Source organism: Gordonia oleivorans (genome assembly GCF_040044975.1).
Taxonomy (GTDB): domain Bacteria; phylum Actinomycetota; class Actinomycetes; order Mycobacteriales; family Mycobacteriaceae; genus Gordonia; species Gordonia oleivorans.
The window spans coordinates 54,900-73,709 of sequence record NZ_JBDZDI010000025.1; the positions used below are offsets into that span (position 1 = coordinate 54,900).

General features: G+C 66.1%; 14 protein-coding genes and 1 pseudogene. 6 read left to right on the forward strand and 9 right to left on the reverse strand.

The genetic code is table 11. The features are described from left to right. Positions 1–36: 36 nt before the first annotated feature. Positions 37–534: a ribonuclease E activity regulator RraA gene (gene rraA / locus ABLE92_RS23295; protein ID WP_348807180.1), complete on the reverse strand. Its 498-nt coding sequence runs from the start codon at positions 532–534 to the stop codon at positions 37–39. 143 nt (positions 535–677) lie between these two features. Between rraA and ABLE92_RS23300 the strand changes: the two genes are divergently transcribed. Both ABLE92_RS23300 and ABLE92_RS23305 read left to right on the forward strand, forming a co-directional pair. Continuing rightward, on the forward strand, positions 678–2,183 hold the full coding sequence (locus tag ABLE92_RS23300; RefSeq protein ID WP_348807181.1) for an alpha/beta hydrolase: 1,506 nt from the start codon (positions 678–680) through the stop codon (positions 2,181–2,183). A gap of 63 nt (positions 2,184–2,246) precedes the next feature. Next, the gene (locus ABLE92_RS23305) at positions 2,247–3,011 is read left to right on the forward strand and encodes a glycoside hydrolase family 16 protein (RefSeq protein ID WP_348807193.1); all 765 of its coding nucleotides are present in this window, start codon (positions 2,247–2,249) and stop codon (positions 3,009–3,011) included. Positions 3,012–3,038: 27 nt separating this feature from the next. On the opposite strand, the gene ABLE92_RS23310 is transcribed toward ABLE92_RS23305, so the two are convergent. The 4 genes from ABLE92_RS23310 to lysX are packed head-to-tail and all read right to left on the reverse strand — an operon-like array spanning position 3,039 to position 8,828. After that, a complete protein-coding gene (locus ABLE92_RS23310; protein WP_348807182.1) occupies positions 3,039–3,638 on the reverse strand; it encodes a LemA family protein in 600 nt (199 codons plus the stop codon). After that, positions 3,638–4,492 carry a DUF3137 domain-containing protein gene (locus ABLE92_RS23315; protein ID WP_348807183.1) on the reverse strand — a complete coding sequence of 285 codons (855 nt, stop codon included), beginning with the start codon at positions 4,490–4,492 and terminating at the stop codon, positions 3,638–3,640. Before ABLE92_RS23315 ends, ABLE92_RS23310 begins: the two co-directional genes overlap by 1 nt. A gap of 37 nt (positions 4,493–4,529) precedes the next feature. After that, complete coding sequence (locus ABLE92_RS23320; RefSeq protein WP_348807184.1) at positions 4,530–5,453, reverse strand: alpha/beta fold hydrolase; 924 nt, start codon at positions 5,451–5,453, stop codon at positions 4,530–4,532. Positions 5,454–5,456: 3 nt separating this feature from the next. Beyond that, on the reverse strand, positions 5,457–8,828 hold the full coding sequence (gene lysX, locus ABLE92_RS23325; RefSeq protein ID WP_348807185.1) for a bifunctional lysylphosphatidylglycerol synthetase/lysine--tRNA ligase LysX: 3,372 nt from the start codon (positions 8,826–8,828) through the stop codon (positions 5,457–5,459). 64 nt (positions 8,829–8,892) lie between these two features. Here lysX and ABLE92_RS23330 point away from each other — a divergent pair, with 64 nt between their 5' ends. Then, entirely contained in the window at positions 8,893–9,105 is a 213-nt protein-coding gene (locus ABLE92_RS23330) for an RNA-binding S4 domain-containing protein (RefSeq protein WP_348807186.1), read from the forward strand. Positions 9,106–9,148: 43 nt separating this feature from the next. Here the strand turns inward: ABLE92_RS23330 and ABLE92_RS23335 are convergent, their stop codons facing one another. Next, complete coding sequence (locus ABLE92_RS23335; RefSeq protein ID WP_348807187.1) at positions 9,149–9,298, reverse strand: hypothetical protein; 150 nt, start codon at positions 9,296–9,298, stop codon at positions 9,149–9,151. A gap of 183 nt (positions 9,299–9,481) precedes the next feature. Next, positions 9,482–9,916: an SRPBCC family protein gene (locus tag ABLE92_RS23340; protein WP_348807188.1), complete on the reverse strand. Its 435-nt coding sequence runs from the start codon at positions 9,914–9,916 to the stop codon at positions 9,482–9,484. 316 nt (positions 9,917–10,232) lie between these two features. Here ABLE92_RS23340 and ABLE92_RS23345 point away from each other — a divergent pair, with 316 nt between their 5' ends. Beyond that, positions 10,233–10,670 (forward strand): hypothetical protein, encoded by a 438-nt coding sequence (locus ABLE92_RS23345; protein WP_348807189.1) that lies wholly within the window; start codon positions 10,233–10,235, stop codon positions 10,668–10,670. Between the two features lie 62 nt (positions 10,671–10,732). Here ABLE92_RS23345 and ABLE92_RS23350 read toward each other — a convergent pair whose 3' ends face one another. Beyond that, complete coding sequence (locus ABLE92_RS23350; RefSeq protein WP_348807190.1) at positions 10,733–12,187, reverse strand: glutamate synthase subunit beta; 1,455 nt, start codon at positions 12,185–12,187, stop codon at positions 10,733–10,735. Then, positions 12,180–16,784 (reverse strand): glutamate synthase large subunit, encoded by a 4,605-nt coding sequence (gltB, locus tag ABLE92_RS23355; protein ID WP_348807191.1) that lies wholly within the window; start codon positions 16,782–16,784, stop codon positions 12,180–12,182. The genes ABLE92_RS23350 and gltB overlap by 8 nt, the downstream gene beginning before the upstream one ends. Before the next feature lie 453 nt (positions 16,785–17,237). On the opposite strand from gltB, the gene ABLE92_RS23360 reads away from it, so the two are divergent. Together ABLE92_RS23360 and ABLE92_RS23365 are read left to right on the forward strand one after the other, a co-directional pair. Next, entirely contained in the window at positions 17,238–18,359 is a 1,122-nt protein-coding gene (locus ABLE92_RS23360; protein ID WP_496560841.1) for an alpha/beta hydrolase, read from the forward strand. A gap of 29 nt (positions 18,360–18,388) precedes the next feature. Continuing rightward, positions 18,389–18,688: pseudogene (locus tag ABLE92_RS23365) on the forward strand (DUF937 domain-containing protein); the annotation flags it as partial. Positions 18,689–18,810 lie beyond the last annotated feature (122 nt).

Consider the following 18,810-nt stretch of genomic DNA (forward strand, 5'->3'; position numbering starts at 1 on the left):
GACGGGACTCCTCGGTGAGTGGTGCGGTCGGAAAGGTCAGACGGCGGCGACGAGGACGATGCCGTCGTCGTCGGAGTAGAGCGTGTCTCCGGGGGCGAAGGTGATCCTACCCAGTTCCACCGGGACATCGCGTTCACCGACACCGGTCTTGGTCGACTTGCGCGGGTTGGTGCCCAGGGCCTTCACACCGATGTCCATTCCGCCGATCGTCTTGGCGTCGCGGATCGCACCGTTGACGACGATGCCGACCCAACCGTTGGAGCGGCCGAGTTCGGCGATGAGATCGCCGACCAGCGCGGTGTGCACCGACGCATCGCCGTCGATGACGAGGACGCCACCGGGGTTGGATTCGCCGAGGATGGACTTCAGCAGCGCATTGTCCTGGAAGCATCGGACGGTGCTGACGGTTCCGACGAATTCGCGGACGCCACCGTACTGGGTGAACTGGGTGTCGCAGCTGCGCACGTCGGCGCCGATCTCGTCGACCAGATCCGCGGTCGGGGTGAAAGTGAGCTCACTCATGCCGACCAGCATAGGTGTTACCCGCGGGCACACGTATGGCCGGTGTGAGCAGGATGACCGTCGGCGACAGCTGAGTCACACCTGAAGTTAGCCTTACCTAATCCTTAGGGTAGGGTCGGTTCTCGCCGACCGCCGCCGAGCAAGGAGACCCGACGATGCCGCTCCGGAGCACCTCCGCCACATCCGGATTGCGTCGTCCACGAACGCGCCTTGCGGTCTGCGCCGTCGCCGTGCTCACCACCGTCGGACTGGCCACCGGCGCCGGGCAGGCCTTCGCGGTCGACCCGACCGTCGTCCGGGACGGGTGTGCGTTCACCAGCGACGCCGATCGCGCGGCCAACATCCAGACCTGCTGGGTGTGGTCGGAGTCGATGCAGACCTCGGTGACGGTCAAGATCCGGCCGTCGGATCAGGAGGCAGGCGAATCCGAACAGGCCGTGTACTTCCTCGGCCAACTCAGCGACCCGAGCACCAACGGTCGCGGCGATCTGTACGGCACCGAGTACAACCTCGTCGCCATCCCCGACTCGGCCACCACCTGGTCGGCGAACTGGCAGTCGACACCCCGCGACAACGACGGCAACGTCCTCACGACCTACGAGGGCGGCGAGTTCGATCCGGCCTGGGAGACCTTCGTCGGAGAAGAACTGCCCGCATACCTGAATGAAGAATTCGATATCAGCACGTCGGGGAATGCCATTTCGGGTCTCTCGATCTCCGGCGGACAGGCCATCAATCTGGCGCTGAAATATCCCGACGTCTTCTCCGTCGCGGTGTCCCGTTCGGGCTATTACCAGACCGACAACATCTTCGGGTATCTCGCAGTACCGTTCATTCTCGCCACCCGACAGGGCGTGTCCAACGGCTTCGACGCCCTGTGGGGCAACCCCTTCCTGCCGGGCAACACGTGGGCCGCCAACGACGTCGCCGCGCGGATCGCGGAGGCGAAGGCCAACGGGCAGACCATCATCGTCTCCACCGGCAACGGCCTGCCCGCATCGCAGGCCGAGTGGGACGAGATGATGGCCCAGGGCGGGATCCTCAACGTCGCGATCGGCGTCGGTCTCGAGGTCGTGTCGTTCGCGTCGACACTGCTGCTCAACGCACAGGCCGACCTCCTGGGACTGCCCATCGAGTTCATCTACACCGACGGCGCCCACACCTGGAACCGGTGGATTCGCACCGACGCCGAAGAAGTCGCCAAACTCGAAGAGGCACTGGAGAAGTACGCCGTCACCTCGCCTGCGGCCACCTCGACCGCGACCACCTCGACTGCGGCCGTGTCCGCACGCGCCGTATCTGCGGTGTCCGCATCGCAATCGTCCACATCGGAATCGTCCACATCGGGCGTTGATTCGGCGTCGACACCCACGACATCGACGCCGGAGGCCACCGACACCGTCGAGACCGAGGACTCGCCGGCATCGTCGACGACCACATCAGCACCGACACCGACACCGACGTCCACGTCTCCCTCGACCTCGACCTCGACCTCAACCTCGACCGAGCAGAGTTCCGACCCGATGACCCCCGACCCCACAACCCCCGATACGTCGATGCCGACCTCGGAATGTGTTCCGGATTCCGACGAATCCACCGCCCCCGAAATTGCGACTACCACATCCGCTGCACCGACAACAAAGAATGCGATTTCCGACTGAAAGAATGCGCATTCCTGTTCGGCGACCGACAAAAGAATCTGCTATGTTCTATTCGTGCCGAAAATGCGTCCACGACGATTGACGTCGACATTCCTTCGCCCCATTCTCACCCTCGGTGTGGTCGCCGGAGCCGCGATCGCGGCCGATCCGGGCGACGCGCATTCCCTCGACCTCGGATCGTCCTCGTCGGCCCGGTGCACCACGACGGCTGCCGCCCAATATGGTTGGGGCACACCCGATCGCGCCGATGACTTCAACTCGCTGAGCAACTGGCACGTCTACGAGGGCGCCGGCCACGCCGGGAACGGCAGCCGCACGCGCGACGCGGTCTCCATCTCCGGCGGCGCATTGGCGATCACCTCGAGCATCAACGGCGACTCCGGTGGCGTCACCCCCACGTGGTCGGGACGCAAGTACGGCCGCTGGGAGATCTGCGCGCGCGCCACCATCGCATCGCCGAATTGGCATGCGGTGGCACTACTCTGGCCCGACGCCGAGGACTGGCCGGTCGGCGGCGAGGTCGACTTCATGGAGATCGTCGACGCTACCCGGCAGGCGGTCCAGTACAACCTGCATTACGGCGCCCAGGACACCGTCGAGTCCCACACCACCTTCGTCGACGCCACGGCCTGGCACAGCTGGGCGGTGGAGTGGACGCCGTCGCACATCGCGGTGTTCCGCGACGGTGTCCAGTGGGCGATCAGCACCGATCCCGCACGATTCCCGCCGCGCGCCATGCATCTGGCCCTGCAACTCGACAACTTCGGCGGCATCATCTTCCCGACCGGGCAGATGTTCGTCGATCGGGTCGCCGAATACGGGATCTGACTGGGGAATTCGGCCGTGGGACCTGACTCAGGCCGAATCGTCCCGATCACCGAAGAGTCGATCGACGTCGACCACATCCCGCACCGACGCGTCGCCGAGTTCGAAGTACTGCTCCGGCGTCACCCGATGCAGTGACGCCACCACCGAGGCGGGCACACTGCCGATCCTGGTGTTGAGCGCGCGGACATTGGCGTTGTAGAGACGCCGCGCAGCGGCGATCCGATCCTCGGTGTCGCCGAGTTCGCGTTGCAGCACTTCGTAATTCCGTACGGCACCGATGTCCGGATACTGTTCGGCCAGCGCACCGAGCCGCTCGATGGCAGCGGTGAGCGCATCTTCGGCGTCCCCCACCGCGGCGACATCGATCGTCGGTGCCGCACGGACGCTTTCGGCGCGTCGACGAGCCTGCGTCACCGCCAGCAGGGTGTCCCGCTCGTAGTCCGCGGCCCGCTCCACGGTGGCCACCAGATTCGGCACCAGATCATGTCGGCGCCGCAACTGCACATCGACGCCACGCCACGACTCCGCGACCAGATTCCGCAGGCGCACAAAGGAATTGTAGGTCGCCACGTACCACCAGAGTGCCCCGAGAACGACGGCCACCACGACGACGACGATCCAGATCATCAGAACTCCTTCCCGGCCCGCGACACTCCACGGTCACGCCAGACGAATCGGGGGATGCCGTCGGCGATGGTGACCAGCGCGTCGAAGACCTGCGAGATCTCCACGGGACGATTGCCCCGGGTGGTGATGGCGATGAACTCGTCTCCCAGGATCTCGAACTTCGTCAATGCCAGGGTGGCGTCACGACGGGACAGGGTCAGCAGTGCGTCGATCGTCTGCGGGGTGAACACCGCGTGCGCGAAGGCCGCGTCGGGGCAGTACACCATGAAGCGGTCGTTGAAGTCGCTCGACTCGAACAGCACCCGATCACCGGAGGAGGTGTCGATGTTGATCCCCAAGGTCAGCCGTGGCAGCGCGGCCGGCAATCGCAGCGCGAACACATTGCGATAGTGGCTGCTCACCTGGACGCGGTTGTTGTTCCACCAGGTGTAGTGGAAGTACCTCGCCGGGTACGCACCGCGCCACCCGGTCATGCCGTCCCGGATGCGCTTGCGACGGGCCCGGCGGACCGAGAACGGCGGCACCTCCCATTGCGGTTCCGGCCACTGCGGATCACGCCGATAGGTGAAGTCGTTGGCGGTCGCCCACGCGCGTGTCCACCGACGGCGCATGACCTTGAGGATGACACCCGCCGGGAGGAAGGCCAGCAGCGGCGTGGCGACGAGCAGCACCCAGGTCAGCGGACGTCCGTGGTCGTGCCACCACCAGATCTGAGCCGCGAGCAGCACCACGAAGGTGAGTGCGCTCAGCCAGTTCAGGAACGCCGACCGCGACCAGAACGGAATGCCCGACTCTCTGCGCCCATCCTCACTGTGCCCATCCTCCGCACGCACATCAGTGCCCCCGTCACTCATGCCTGCAGGGTAGCCACCGCACGTGGGCACCGCCGAATCAGTTTTCCGGCCCGGTCGTTCCCCCGAATGGCCTGGGCAACGCCCGCACCTCGTCGACGATCCGCGCGAGTGCCTCGGGCTGGTCGAGGACGATGAAATGTCGTGACCGGATTGCCCGGATCGAACCGCCCAGCATCCGGGCATACCGCTGCTGCTTCCACCGCCAGAGCCGTTGCCACGCCGACGGTCCGGACAGCGCCACCACCACGACCACCGGCACCGGCGGGATCTCGGTCACCTTCCGCATCTGCCGGAGCGCGCCGTTGATGGCCGGAAACGCCGCATTCTCCACCAGCGTGGCCAGCAACATCGACGTGCCACCGAAGAGTTGTTCGGCCCACGCCTGCTCCGCCTCGCCGAAACCCTCCGGCGGTTGCGGCAGCAACCGAGCACGTAGCAACGCTCGGCCGTGCAGCCGAAAGTCGGTGCGCCGGGCGACTTCCCGGAGGACGGCGATCAACCGATGGGCATTGGCGACGCGGAAAGCGGTCGGCACCACCCGCCACGGCATCAGGACGAACGATCCGTCGAGCATCACCACCGCGGCGGTCCGATCCGGGTACGCGCGCGCGAAACCCTCGGCGTAGAGCGAGGCGAGCGAATGCCCCACCACGACCACCGGCTCGTCGACCCCCACCGCGTCGAGAACCGCACGCATACGCTCGATCTCGCCGTCGAGGGTCGGAATGTGACCGGGCTCCGGCTCGTCGGAGAATCCGTATCCGGGGCGGTCGTAGCGGATCACCCGACGTGATCGGGCGCGCAACCGCCAGGCGATCGCATCGAGATCGAACCAGTTGCTGCCCAGCGCCGCCATCAGCAGCACCGGATCGCCGACCCCCTGATCGACGACATGGATGCGCTGCCCGGCGACGTCGACGAACCGCCCCGGTGGTTGGCGCACCGTCGTCAACTCCTGCATCGGCTACCCCTCGTCCGGTTTGACCAGCGGGAACGGCAGGGATTCGCGGATGGACTGGCCGGTGATGAGCATGACCACGCGGTCCACACCGATTCCCAGACCGCCGGTCGGCGGCATCGCATACTCCAGCGACTCGAGGAAGTCCTCGTCGAGTTCCATCGCCTCCGGATCCCCGTCGGCGGCCAGGATCGACTGCGCGGTGAGCCGGGCGCGCTGTTCGACCGGGTCGGTCAATTCGGTGTAGGCCGTACCCAATTCGACGCCCCACGCCACCAGATCCCAACGTTCGGCGACACCCGGGCGGCTGCGGTGCGCACGCGTCAAGGGTGACGTCGACGTCGGGAAGTCGATGTAGAACGTCGGGAAGGTGGTGCGGTCCTCACCGAGATGTTCGTAGAGTTCGAGGACCAGGGCACCGGCATCCCAGTCGGGACGGTGCGCGATCTCCAGCCGATCGCAGATGCGACGCAGATCCTCGGCACTCGTCTCCGGGGTGATCTCCTCGCCGGCTCCTTCGGACACCACCTCGTGCACCGTCTTCACCGGCCACTGTCCGGAGATGTCGATGCGCTGCGTCTCGCCGTCGTCGCCGGTCCGGTAGATCACCGGCTCTCCGTGTGCGGCGGTCGCGGCGAACTGGATCATCTCCCGCGTCAGATCCAGCATCTTGAGGTAATCACTGTGTGCCTCATAGGCTTCCAGGCTGGTGAACTCCGGGTTGTGGGAGAAGTCGACACCCTCGTTGCGGAAGTTGCGGCCGATCTCGAAGACCCTCTCCACCCCGCCGACGCACAGCCGTTTGAGATAGAGCTCCGGCGCGATCCGCAGGTACAGATCGAGGTTGTAGGCGTTGATGTGGGTCTGGAAGGGGGTTGCGTTGGCGCCACCGTGAATCCGTTGCAGGATCGGTGTCTCGACCTCGAGATAGTCACGGGTGGAGAGGAAGTCGCGCAGCGACTTGACCACCACGCTGCGGATACGCAGCAGATCACGACTCTGCGCATTGGTGGCCAGATCCAGATACCGTTGCCGGACACGCGCTTCCGGGTCGGCCAGCCCGGCCCACTTGTCCGGCAGCGGACGCAGGCATTTGCCGTTGATCCGCCACGCGTCGATGAGGACGGACAACTCACCCTTACGGCTGGTGCCGACCTCGCCGCGTACCTCGATCAGGTCACCGAGATCCACATCCGAGCCGAAATCCGGTGTGCCCGGAATGATCCGGTCGGCCTCGACGAGCAGCTGCACCTGTCCCGACCAGTCGTGGACGTCGGCGAAGATGACCTTGCCGAAGTCGCGGATGCGGGTCACCCGCCCGGCGATCGTCACCTGCGTACCCATCGGCTCGGCGACGGCCCGCGCGATGGTGTGGGTCGGGGCGTCCGCGGGTGGATACGGATCGAATCCTTCCTCGACGAGCCGCTCGAGTTTGGCCATCCGGACCCGCACCTGCTCGGGGCGGTGGACCTCCACGGCGCTGCGGTCGGCCTCGGACTCGAACTGCGCGATCAGGGCGTCGACGTCGACGCCTGCCGGGATCGACGGCTGGCCCGCCTCATAGTGCTCCTTGCGTCCGAACCGCGGCAGCCGGACAAATCCCTCGGTGACCACGCTCGCCAGGCCCGCGCGCGGCAGCATCCGGGCATCCTCGAAGCACAGGAACCGCGGTTGCCAATCCGGCAGGTACTTGGCGTTGGACTTGTAGAGCGATTCCATCTGGAAGAACCGGGAACCGAACATCAGCACCGAGTAGGTGGCCCGCATGACCGGGCCGGCACCGATCTGGCCGCCCTGTTCGAAGAACGCGCGGAATGTCGCGAAGTTGAGTGAGACGTCGGTGACTCCGACCTGCTCGGCCTGCCGGCACAGTTCGGCGACCATCGTCTCGACGACGCCGTTGACGCCGTTGCGGTCGCGGCGCATCAGATCCAGCGATACCCCGCGCCGCCCCCACGGCACGAAGCTGAGCATGCCGATCACCCGTTCGGCGCCGTCGTCGCCGGTCTGGATCGCCTCGACGAGCAGACAGTTGTCGTCGGCCGGATCGCCGATCCGGGAGAGCGCCATCGCGAATCCGCGCTCCTCGTCGGTGTCGCGCCACGCGTCGGCACGCGCCACGACGTCGGCCATCTCGGCGTCGGTCAGCTCCCCGTGCCGGCGAATACGCACCGTCACCCCGGCCCGACGGTTGCGGGTGACGGCCTGACGAACACTCTTCATCGCCGACCCGGACAGACTGAACTCGCGGGTGTGGATGATCGCCTCGTCGCCGATGTTGAGGGTGTTGAACCCGGCCGCATCGTAGGCCTCCGCGCCGCGTTCGCCGGCGCCCATCGCCGCCGGATGCCACCCGTACCGTTCACACAGGGTCAGGAACTCCGCGATCGCGCCCGGCCACGACTCCCGGTCACCGATCGGATCACCGCCCGCCAGGCCGACACCCAACTCCACCCGATAGGTGATGGCGGCACGGCCGTCGGGTGAGAACACCACCGCCTTGTCCCGGCGGGTGGAGAAGTAGGCCAGCGAGTCGTCGTCGCCGAAGCGGGTGACAAGCGCGCGGATGAGCCGTTCGTCCTCCGCCGTCATCAACGATTTCAGGCGTTGCGACCGGAACAGCACGATCGCCGCGCCGATGAGTGCCAGTGCGCCGAACAATCCCAGGAGACCGTTGATCGGCGCGTGGGCGTGACCGTCGAAGGTGCGTTGGTCGATGGTCGCGAAGGCCACCACCCGGTTGAAGGCGTACGGCAGACGCTCACCGGACTGCAGCGTTCCGGGGAACAGTGCCACCAGCGCCCACCCGAGGAGGGTGGCGACGAACAGGCCCACGATCAGGACGACGAGCGCGCGCAGCAGCGCCGCGCGCCGGACCCGCGTGTAGAACTGCCGATAGGTGAGAAGCAGGAAGATCAGGATCGCGACGTCGATCCCCAAGCCGATGACGAGGTTGACGCGTTCGGTCCGCGAAATCTCGAGTTCGTCGGCGACCGCCGGGATCAGCAGCAGGGAGTTGGTGAGCATGAACAGCACCAGGATGATGACGCAGATCCACCAGGCGATGCGTTTTCGGGCGGCCAGCGCGATGGCCACGAGCGCCAGCACATACGCCCACGCGAAACTCGTCTCCGGCATCGCGATGATGTAGTTGTCCACATAGTCGCGGGGCACGTGAATCCAGTGCCGGAAGAACGGCAGAATGCTCGACGCCAATGCGATCGCCGCCATGACGCCGACGACGGTGCCGGCGATCTGCGGTGCCCGATGTCCGAAACCCCGCGGGTGCCGGATCTGCTCGAGCAGATCCGCCGACCGCCGGTCGGGCTCATGCGGGACGTCGGTGCCGGTACGCGTGGGTGGGGTGTCGACCGCCATGGCAGCCAACGTTAGTCGGCGGTTGCGGTCGCCACGAGTGGTTCATTACGGGCACTATGGGCGTGTGTTCGACGTGACGATCAGAGATGACACGATCCGCCTCGGCCAGTTCCTGAAGCTGGCCAACCTCATCGAGTCCGGGGCGGAGGCCAAGGAGGTCATCGCCGACGGCGAGGTCTCGGTGAACGGTGAGGTGGAGACCCGACGCGGCCGGCAACTGGTCGTCGGTGACGTGGTCGAGTTCGCCGGCGAGTCGGCGCGGGTCGTCGCCGAGTAGCGGTACGGCCACCGCAGGCGGCCGCGGCGCGGGCTGACGCGGGCTACAGCGCCAGGCGCTTGAGTTCGGCGGGGGTTGCCAGTCGTTCCGCCTCGGCCGGGAACATCCGGGCCTGCCGGCGGCCACGCCGGTTGGCCAGCGCGGACAATTTGGAGGGGCGTCGGTGAGAGTTGATGCTGTCAGTCAATTTCATGACTTGAGGCTTCCCTGATCAGTACAACGGATACGAACTTCAAAATACTGTAGTTGTCGATTCCCCAATCGCAACTCACCCGTGTACGTCGATGATGACACGCGCAACGTTACCGATCCGGTAGCGACGCGCCAGCGCGTTGACCTGCGGAAAATCTTCCGAGTGGCACACGCCACACAGATTTCAGCGGGATTCGAGCACCTGTGTCATCTGTTTCGGCACCGAATCGGCCAGCCGGCCGAAGATGAATCCGAACAGCGGTTCGCCGATGAACGCGAACCGGTGGAAGTCGACCAGCGCGCGATACGTGATCGTCGTCCCGCCGCCGTCGGCGTCGGCGAAGGACAGGTCGTCGGACGTGGTGGCGGTCTTGTTGCTGCCGGAGAACACGACGTGGTCGGCGTCGTCGCGGACCAACTCGTAGGTCAGTTCGGTGGAGATGCCGTACAGCTTCGACTTGTTGTGCCAGCGGGTGCCGAGCCCGATCTCCCCCGGTGTCTCCTGCGTGCACTCGACGGTCCCGGGATCCCAGGCGGTGGCGTTGGCGAAGTCACGCAGATAGGCCACGACCTCTGCGCGCGGACGGCTGACGGTGAAGGTGCGGGATACGTCGACCACGGATGAGTCCTCTCGATCGGGTTCCCCAGCGATTCGACGGCGTCGCAGCTTCGGATGAGAGAAATTGGGTCCTGTTGGAAAATATGTGTGCTGTAGCACCCAGATTCTCCAACAGGACCGCCGTTTGCTCCCATACGGTGTCGGCTCGATCCCGACCAGTCACCGACCAGGCCAGAGCGACGCGTCGAGTTCACGTCGCATCGAGTGCTCGCGCAGATATCCGGCTGCGGATTCGGACAAGCGTCCGATATGGTGTGATCGAACTTCATATTTGATCCACGATGGTGGATCACCACTCTCGAAGGATCGGGGACCGATGAGATACCGAAACCGTGTGGCGATCGCGTGCGGCGCGATGGCGCTGGCCGCGACGTCGCTGACCATGACCGCATCGCCGTCACAGGCGGCGTCGCGGTTCCAAGACGGTGAATGTGAGTTGCGTGGTGACGGGCCGCTGCTCCCGTGCGAATACAGCACATCCAGTTCGACGCAGAGTTCCTACCCGGACGACGCAATCGGAACCGTCAAGGTTCACATCGAGGCGAAGACCAACACCGGATCGTCGATCACCTGCACACTGTCTGCGCGCGGAGTTCCCGAACTGGGAACCGACGAGGACTGGGCCGGCAGGACCTGGATGGATCTCGAGTTGCCCCAGAGAGCGGCCGAGACCCGCTACGACATCACCTGCGAGAGCTTCCTGTCCAGCGACGGCGAACTATCCGGCTCATTCGTGATCGACAGCAGTAACTGACGCCTGTCGCCGCCTCGGATTCGAGGCGGCGACAGACGATTGAGGCTCGTGGCGCGTGCCGATCAGCGCTGAGCGACCTGCGTCGGATAGATCGGCGAGGGCAGATCGGTCTGACCGGCGAGGAACGCGTCGGCGGCCGCGGCGGCCGAACGGCCCTCGGCGATGGCCCACACGATCAGCGACTGGCCACGGCCGGCGTCACCGGCCACGAACACACCCTCCTGGCCGATCGCCCGGAACTCGTCGTCGCGCTTGATGTTTCCGCGCTGGTCGTACTCGACGCCGAGCTTGTCGAGCAGATCGTTGCGCTCGGGTCCGACGAAGCCCATGGCCAGCAGGACGAGGTCGCATTCGAGCTCGAAGTCGGAGCCCTCGACCTTCTGGAAGCGACCGTCGACCATCTTCACCTCGTGCGCCTGCAGCGCGGTGACCTTGCCGTTTTCGCCGACGAACTGCTCGGTGTTGACCGAGAACACCCGCTCGCCGCCCTCCTCGTGGGCCGAGGAGACGCGGTACATCAGCGGATACGTCGGCCACGGGGTCGATTCGGCACGTTCCTGCGGCGGACGCGGCATGATCTCGAACTGGTGCACGATCTCGGCACCCTGACGTAGCGAGGTGCCCAGGCAGTCGGCGCCGGTGTCGCCGCCACCGATGATGACGACCTTCTTGCCCTTGGCGGTGATCTGGGATTCGACGGTGTCGCCCAACTGGATTCGGTTGGCCTGCGGCAGGAACTCCATCGCCTGATGGATGCCGTCGAGTTCACGACCCGGGATGGGCAGGTCACGCCCGATGGTCGAGCCCATCGCGAGCACCACAGCGTCGTAGTCGGTGCGCAGCTGCTCGATGGTGATGTCCACGCCGACGTTGACGCCGGTGCGGAAGACGGTGCCCTCGGCCTTCATCTGCTCCAGACGACGGTCGATGTGTCGCTTCTCCATCTTGAACTCGGGGATGCCGTAGCGCAGCAGGCCACCGATGCGGTCGGCCCGCTCGTAGACGTACACGGTGTGACCGGCGCGGGTGAGCTGCTGTGCGGCAGCCAATCCGGCGGGACCCGAGCCGACGACGGCCACGTTCTTGCCGGTCCGCTCCGTCGGCAGCACCGGGGTGACCAGACCGGAATCCCAGGCGTTGTCGATGAGTTCGACCTCGACCTGCTTGATGGTCACGGCCGGCTGGTTGATGCCGAGCACGCACGACGCCTCGCACGGCGCCGGGCACAACCGACCGGTGAACTCCGGGAAGTTGTTGGTGGCGTGCAGCCGTTCGATGCCGGCATCCCACTGGTTCTTGTAGACCAGGTCGTTCCACTCGGGGATCAGGTTCCCCAGCGGGCAACCGTTGTGGCAGAACGGGATACCGCAATCCATGCAGCGACTGGCCTGCGTCTTCAGCTCATCCTTGCCGAAGTCGGTGTAGACCTCTTTCCAGTCGAGCAGTCGCAGGTCGACGGGTCGACGGTCGGGCAGCTCACGCTCGGTGTGCTTGAGGAATCCTCTGGGGTCAGCCACGTGCGGCCTCCATGATCGCTTCGTTCACGTCTCGTCCATCTCGCTCGGCCGCTGCCGCCGCCGCGAGCACCCGCTTGAAGTCGCGGGGCATCACCTTGGCGAACTGGGTCTGCGTGGTCTCCCACTCCGTGAGAACCGCTGCGGCAACCGGAGATCCGGTCTCGTCGCGGTGCTCGGTGATCGTCGCCGACAGGAACGCGATGTCCTCGTCGTCGAGCGGCTCGATCTCCACCAGTTCGGTGTTGAGGTTGTCGGCGAATCGTCCCGCCGGGTCGTACACGTAGGCGATGCCGCCGGACATGCCGGCCGCGAAGTTGCGCCCCGTGTCACCGAGTACCACCACGCGGCCACCGGTCATGTACTCGCAGCCGTGATCGCCGACGCCCTCGACGACGGCGGTCGCACCCGAGTTGCGCACGCAGAACCGCTCACCGACCACACCGCGCAGGAAGATCTTGCCCGCTGTGGCACCGAAGCCGATCACGTTGCCGGCGATGATGTTGTCCTCGGCCACAAAACCTTCCGGCGCGTTGGTCGCCGGGCGCACCACGATACGACCACCGGAGAGTCCCTTGCCGACGAAGTCGTTGGCGTCGCCCTCGAGGCGCAACGTGATGCCCTTGGGCACGAACGCACCGAAGCTGTTGCCCGCCGACCCGGTGAAGTCGATCATGATCGTTCCGTCCGGAAGACCCTGCGCGCCATAGGTCTTGGTGACCTCGTGGCCGAGCATGGTGCCGACGGTGCGGTTGACGTTGGTGATCTTCGAGGTGAAGCTCACCCGGGTACCACTGTCGATGGCCTCGCGGCTCTGCGCGATCAGCTGCTGGTCGAGGGCCTTGTCCAGACCGTGGTCCTGCACGCCGGAGCAGTACAGATCCTGGTTCATGAACGGCGACTCGGTCAGCGCCAGCACCGATGACAGATCCAGCTTGCCGGCCTTCTCCGACGCCCAATGCGCTTGCGCCTTACCGGTATCGAGTGCCTCGACGTGTCCGACGGCCTCCTGCAGCGTCCGGAATCCCAGACGCGCCAGCAGTTCCCGGACCTCTTCGGCGATGAACAGGAAGAAGTTCTCGACGAACTCCGGCTTGCCGGTGAAACGCTCACGCAGCAGCGGGTTCTGGGTGGCCACACCCACCGGGCAGGTGTCGAGGTGGCAGACCCGCATCATGATGCAGCCCGACACCACCAGCGGCGCGGTGGCGAAACCGAACTCCTCGGCACCGAGCAGCGCTGCGATCACCACGTCCCGACCGGTCTTGAGCTGACCGTCGACCTGCACCGAGATGCGGTCGCGAAGTCCGTTGAGCAGCAACGTCTGCTGGGTCTCGGCCAGACCGATCTCCCACGGCGCACCGGCATGCTTGAGGGAGGTCAGCGGCGACGCGCCGGTACCACCGTCGTGACCGGAGATGAGCACCACGTCGGCGTGTGCCTTGGACACACCCGCGGCGACGGTGCCGACACCGATCTCACTGACCAGCTTCACGTGAATCCGCGCCTGCGGGTTCGCGTTCTTCAGGTCGTGGATCAGCTGCGCGAGATCCTCGATCGAGTAGATGTCGTGGTGCGGCGGCGGCGAGATGAGGCCGACACCCGGCGTCGAACCACGCACCTCGGCGACCCACGGGTACACCTTGTGCGGCGGAAGCTGCCCGCCCTCACCGGGCTTGGCGCCCTGCGCCATCTTGATCTGGATGTCGGTGCAGTTGGTCAGGTAGTGCGAGGTGACGCCGAAACGTCCCGACGCGACCTGCTTGATCGCGCTGCGCCGCCAGTCGCCGTTCTCGTCGTGGTGGAAGCGACGCGGATCCTCGCCGCCCTCACCGGAATTCGACCGGCCACCGAGACGGTTCATCGCGATCGCCAGGGTCTCGTGCGCCTCGGCCGAGATCGAGCCGAAACTCATGGCGCCGGTGGAGAATCGCTTGACGATCTCGCGGGCGGATTCGACCTTGTCGATCGGGATCGGGTCGCGGTCACCGAAATTGAAGTCGAACAAACCACGCAGGGTGGCCAGCTTGCGCGACTGATCGTCGACGAGCTTGGTGTATTCCTTGAACACCTTGTACTGCCCGGTGCGGGTGGCGTGCTGCAGCTTGAACACCGTGTCCGGGTTGAACAGGTGGTACTCACCCTCACGGCGCCACTGGTATTCACCGCCGACCGGCAGTTCGCGGTGCGCCCGCTCCGAGGGACGCTCACTGAACGCGAGTTGGTGGCGGGCGGCGACGTCGGCGGCGATCTCGTCGAGACCGATACCACCGAGCTGGCTGCGCATGCCGGCGAAGAACTCGTCGACGGTCTCGGTGTTGATGCCGATGACCTGGAAGAGCTGGGCGCCGGTGTAGGAGGCCACCGTCGAGATGCCCATCTTGCTCATCACCTTCAGCACGCCCTTGCCCGCGGCCTTGATGTAGTTGGTGCGGGCGGTCTCGAAGTCGATGTCGCCGAGCACTCCACGTTCGACCATGTCCTCGATGGACTCGAACGCCATGTACGGATTGACCGCTGCCGCACCGAATCCCACCAGCGTGGCGACGTGATGCACCTCGCGGCAGTCGCCGGATTCGACGATCAGGCCGACGCGGGTGCGCTTGCGCTCACGCACCAGGTGATGGTGCACCGCGGCGGTCAGCAGCAGCGACGGGATCGGGGCGAGGTCCTCGTCGGATTCCCGGTCGCTCAGGATGATCAGGTTCACCCCGTCGGCGATCGCGGCACTGACCTTGGCGCGGACCTCGTCGAGGGCCTTGCGCAGTCCGGCGCCACCCTCGGCCACCGGATACAGGCCGTGGATGTGGGCGCTGCGGAAGTCGGGCAGGTTCTCGTCGTCGTTGATCCGGACCAGCTTGGCCAGGTGATCGTTGTCGAGAACCGGTGAGGGCAGCGCGATCTGGCGGCACGACTCGGGGCCCGGGTGCAGCAGGTCGGCTTCGGAGCCGATGGTGGCGCCGATGCTGGTGACGATCTCCTCGCGGATCGCGTCCAACGGCGGGTTGGTCACCTGCGCGAAGAGCTGCTGGAAGTAGTCGAACAGCATCCGCGGCCGCGCCGAGAGCACCGCGATCGGGGTGTCGGTGCCCATCGAGCCGATGGCCTCCGCGCCGGTCTTCGCCATCGGCGCGACCAGCAGGTTCAGCTCCTCGGTGGTGTATCCGAAGGTCAACTGACGCAACGTGACCCGGTGATGCGACATGTGCTCATGCGGCAGCGCCTTGACGTGATCGATGTGCACGAGCCCCTTGTCCAGCCACTCCTGGTAGGGGTGCTCGGCGGCGAGTTCGTCCTTGATCTCCTCGTCGTCGACGATGCGGCCGGCAGCGGTGTCGACGAGGAACATGCGGCCCGGCTGCAGGCGCATCTTCTGCACCACGTCGGAGTGGTCGATGTCGAGAACGCCGACCTCCGAGGCCATCACGACGAGGCCGTCCTTGGTGACCCAGATGCGGCTGGGGCGCAGACCATTTCGGTCGAGAACCGCGCCGACGACGGTGCCGTCGGTGAAGCACACCGACGCCGGTCCGTCCCACGGCTCCATCAGCGTCGCGTGATACTCGTAGAACGCGCGGTGCTCCGGCTTCATCGACTCGTGACGTTCCCACGCCTCGGGGATCATCATCAGCACCGCATGCGGGAGGCTGCGGCCACCGAGGTGCAGCATCTCGAGCGCCTCGTCGAAGCGCGCGGTGTCGGACGCACCCGGCGTGCACACCGGGAAGATCTTCTCGGCCGTGCCCTCGCCGCCGAACAGTTCGGTGTCGATGAGCGCCTCACGGGCCCGCATCCAGTTCTCGTTGCCGGTGACGGTGTTGATCTCACCGTTGTGCGCGACGCGGCGGAACGGGTGGGCCAGCGGCCACGACGGGAAGGTGTTGGTGGAGAAGCGTGAGTGCACCAGACCCAGCGCCGACTCGACACGCGAGTCCTGCAGGTCGACATAGAACTCCCGCAGCTGCGGGGTGGTCAGCATGCCCTTGTAGACGAAGGTCTTGCCGGACAGGCTCGGGAAGTACACGGTCTCGCGGCCCGGGCCGTCGGCACCGGCGCCCTTGTTGCCGAGTTCGTGCTGGACGCGCTTGCGGACGACGAACGCCTTGCGCTCGAGCGTCATGCCGTCGGCATCCTCGACGCCCTCGGGGAGCGAGAGGAAGACCTGACGGAAGGTCGGCATCGCGTCACGCGCGAGCGCCCCGAGACCGTTCTCGTTGGTGGGCACCTCGCGCCAGCCGAGCAGGTTCAGGCCCTCGGACTCGATGATCTTCTCGACGCCCTCGACCGCCTCGGTCACATCCTTGGAGCCCTGCGGCAGGAAGGCGATACCGGTGGCGTAGGCGCCCTCGGCGGGCAGGTCGAAGTCGACGACCTCACGCAGGAAGCGGTCCGGAACCTGGATCATGATGCCGGCACCGTCACCGGTGTTCGGCTCGGCGCCGGCGGCACCGCGATGCTCCAGGTTGACCAGCGCCATGATCGCCTTGTCGACGATGTTGCGGCTGCGTCGACCGTGCATGTCGACGACGAAGGCGACACCACAGGCATCGTGCTCGTGGACGGGGTCGTACAGACCGGTCGGACCGGGAGCATGCTTCATATTCGCCCTCACTTTGCGCGCGACTCTGCGCACCGATTCATCCGTATACGTCTTGTGCGGACTCGACACCCCCGACCCCGTCTCGACAGGCCCCGGTTGGTGGGCTGACCTGGGCATTGTCGAGGGTCGAGCGGTGGCGTCCCGAGGGTCAGCGCCATTGCTGACTGATTCCACCCGACACCAGTTGTCGGGCAGGACTCACCCTGCTCGCTGAGCATTGTCAATTATTTTCTCACGGCGGGTACCCAGTATCGAAATCCGGTTACCACAACGATGCCGTCCACGCAGCGTATGAGGCATTGCGTGTCCTCCCCAAGGTCCTCCCAAGGTCCTCGCTGACAGCGCCCGCCACCCCACTGACAGCGCCCTCCCCCACGTTGACAGCGCTCGTTTTCGCACTGACAGCGCCCGATTTCCCCCACCGAGGGGCTCCGCAGGCATAGTGTCGCGTTTGTGAACCCCACGTCAGGTGCCGCGGCGGAGCTGCCCGACACCAACGATCCCGCCGCCACGGGCGCCGACACCACGGACACCCATGAGGCCCCGATTGACGGCCAGCACCCCTCCGCCCTCGCGTCGCGGCGGACACTGGCACTCAACTCCTATCTGCGACGGGTCACCCGCCCACTGATGGCGGGTGCCCGCTACGGCTCCCCCGCCATCACCGCGCAGGTCATCCGCACGACCCGACCGGGACTGAACCGGGCACTGGAGGCCATGAGTCCGATCCCGGAGCGCGTCGTCACCCGGCCCGTCGCGACGCGATTCGAGGGCGGGCAGGTCCGCGGCGAATGGGTCGGCGACAGCAGCCGGCACGGCGTGCACCTGACCATCGGCCGCGATCGGCCGGTCATCTATTACCTCCACGGCAGCGGATACGTCGTCTGCTCGACGCGCACCCATCGCGGACTCGTCGCCCGGTTGGGCCGACGGACCGGATGTCTGGCCTTCAGCCTCGACTACCGACTCGCACCCGAGTATCGGTGGCCCGCCGGTGGCGACGATGCGATCCGCGGATATCACTGGCTACTGTCCCAGGGCATCGATGCCGAGCAGATCATCGTCGCCGGCGATTCCGCGGGCGGGCATCTCGCACTCGACCTCCTCGCCGACAATCAGCGCACCGGTACTCCGCAACCGGCCGCGATGACGCTGTTCTCACCACTGTTCGACCCCACCTTCGACACCGCCGTCGCCCACCAGCGCGCCGGCGCACGCGACCCGATCATCGACGCGATCGGGGCACGCAAGATCCTGCGCCTCTACACCGGCAACGCCGATCCCGACCACCCCCGCATGCGCATCTCGGTCGACGATCGAACACCGTTGCCGCGCACACTGATTCAATACGGCGGTCTCGAGGTGATGGGCCAGGACGCCCGCAACTATCACCAGATGCTGACCGATGCCGGTGCCGACGCCCGGATCGAATCGTGGGCCGGGCAGGGGCACGTCTTCCAGATGTTCCCGCGCCTCTCACCCGAATCCGGCCACGCGCTGCGCAGTGCCGCCTCATTCATCTCCGAATCCGTGACGACGCCCCGAACCAACACACCCCGAACCAACACACCCTGACCCAACACCCCGACCCAAGGAGTAACGACGTGTCCGACATCGACGACCTCATGTCCCGACTCCCCATCGGCGACATCGCCGGCCAGCTCGGCGTCGACGAGACGACCGCGCGTTCCGCTGTCGCGCAAGCACTTCCGACCCTCGTGGGCGGTCTGCAACACCAGTCCGCCGACGAGTCCTCGGCACAGGGCATCGCCACCGTGTTGTCCGCCCACGACAACGATCTCGCGCAGGGCACCATCAACATCGACGACGTCGACACCGCCGACGGCGACAAGATCGTCTCGCACATCTTCGGCGACAAGACCGATTCGGTGGCCACCGCGCTGTGAAGCACCCCAGGTTTCGTGCCACCTCGTTGGTGGGCTACCTGCTGGTAGTGACCCCAGCGTAGTAGGTTGCCTCGTACTCGTTGGGCGGGACCAGGCCGATCGACCCGTGTAACCGGGTG

Bases quoted from the DNA above. Each gene is read 5' to 3' on its own strand.
- rraA (WP_348807180.1), bottom strand. From the start codon at position 534: ATGCTGGTCGGCATGAGTGAGCTCACTTTCACCCCGACCGCGGATCTG.
- ABLE92_RS23300 (WP_348807181.1), top strand. From the start codon at position 678: ATGCCGCTCCGGAGCACCTCCGCCACATCCGGATTGCGTCGTCCACGA.
- ABLE92_RS23305 (WP_348807193.1), top strand. From the start codon at position 2,247: ATGCGTCCACGACGATTGACGTCGACATTCCTTCGCCCCATTCTCACC.
- ABLE92_RS23310 (WP_348807182.1), bottom strand. From the start codon at position 3,638: ATGATCTGGATCGTCGTCGTCGTGGTGGCCGTCGTTCTCGGGGCACTC.
- ABLE92_RS23315 (WP_348807183.1), bottom strand. From the start codon at position 4,492: ATGAGTGACGGGGGCACTGATGTGCGTGCGGAGGATGGGCACAGTGAG.
- ABLE92_RS23320 (WP_348807184.1), bottom strand. From the start codon at position 5,453: ATGCAGGAGTTGACGACGGTGCGCCAACCACCGGGGCGGTTCGTCGAC.
- lysX (WP_348807185.1), bottom strand. From the start codon at position 8,828: ATGGCGGTCGACACCCCACCCACGCGTACCGGCACCGACGTCCCGCAT.
- ABLE92_RS23335 (WP_348807187.1), bottom strand. From the start codon at position 9,298: ATGAAATTGACTGACAGCATCAACTCTCACCGACGCCCCTCCAAATTG.
- ABLE92_RS23345 (WP_348807189.1), top strand. From the start codon at position 10,233: ATGAGATACCGAAACCGTGTGGCGATCGCGTGCGGCGCGATGGCGCTG.
- gltB (WP_348807191.1), bottom strand. From the start codon at position 16,784: ATGAAGCATGCTCCCGGTCCGACCGGTCTGTACGACCCCGTCCACGAG.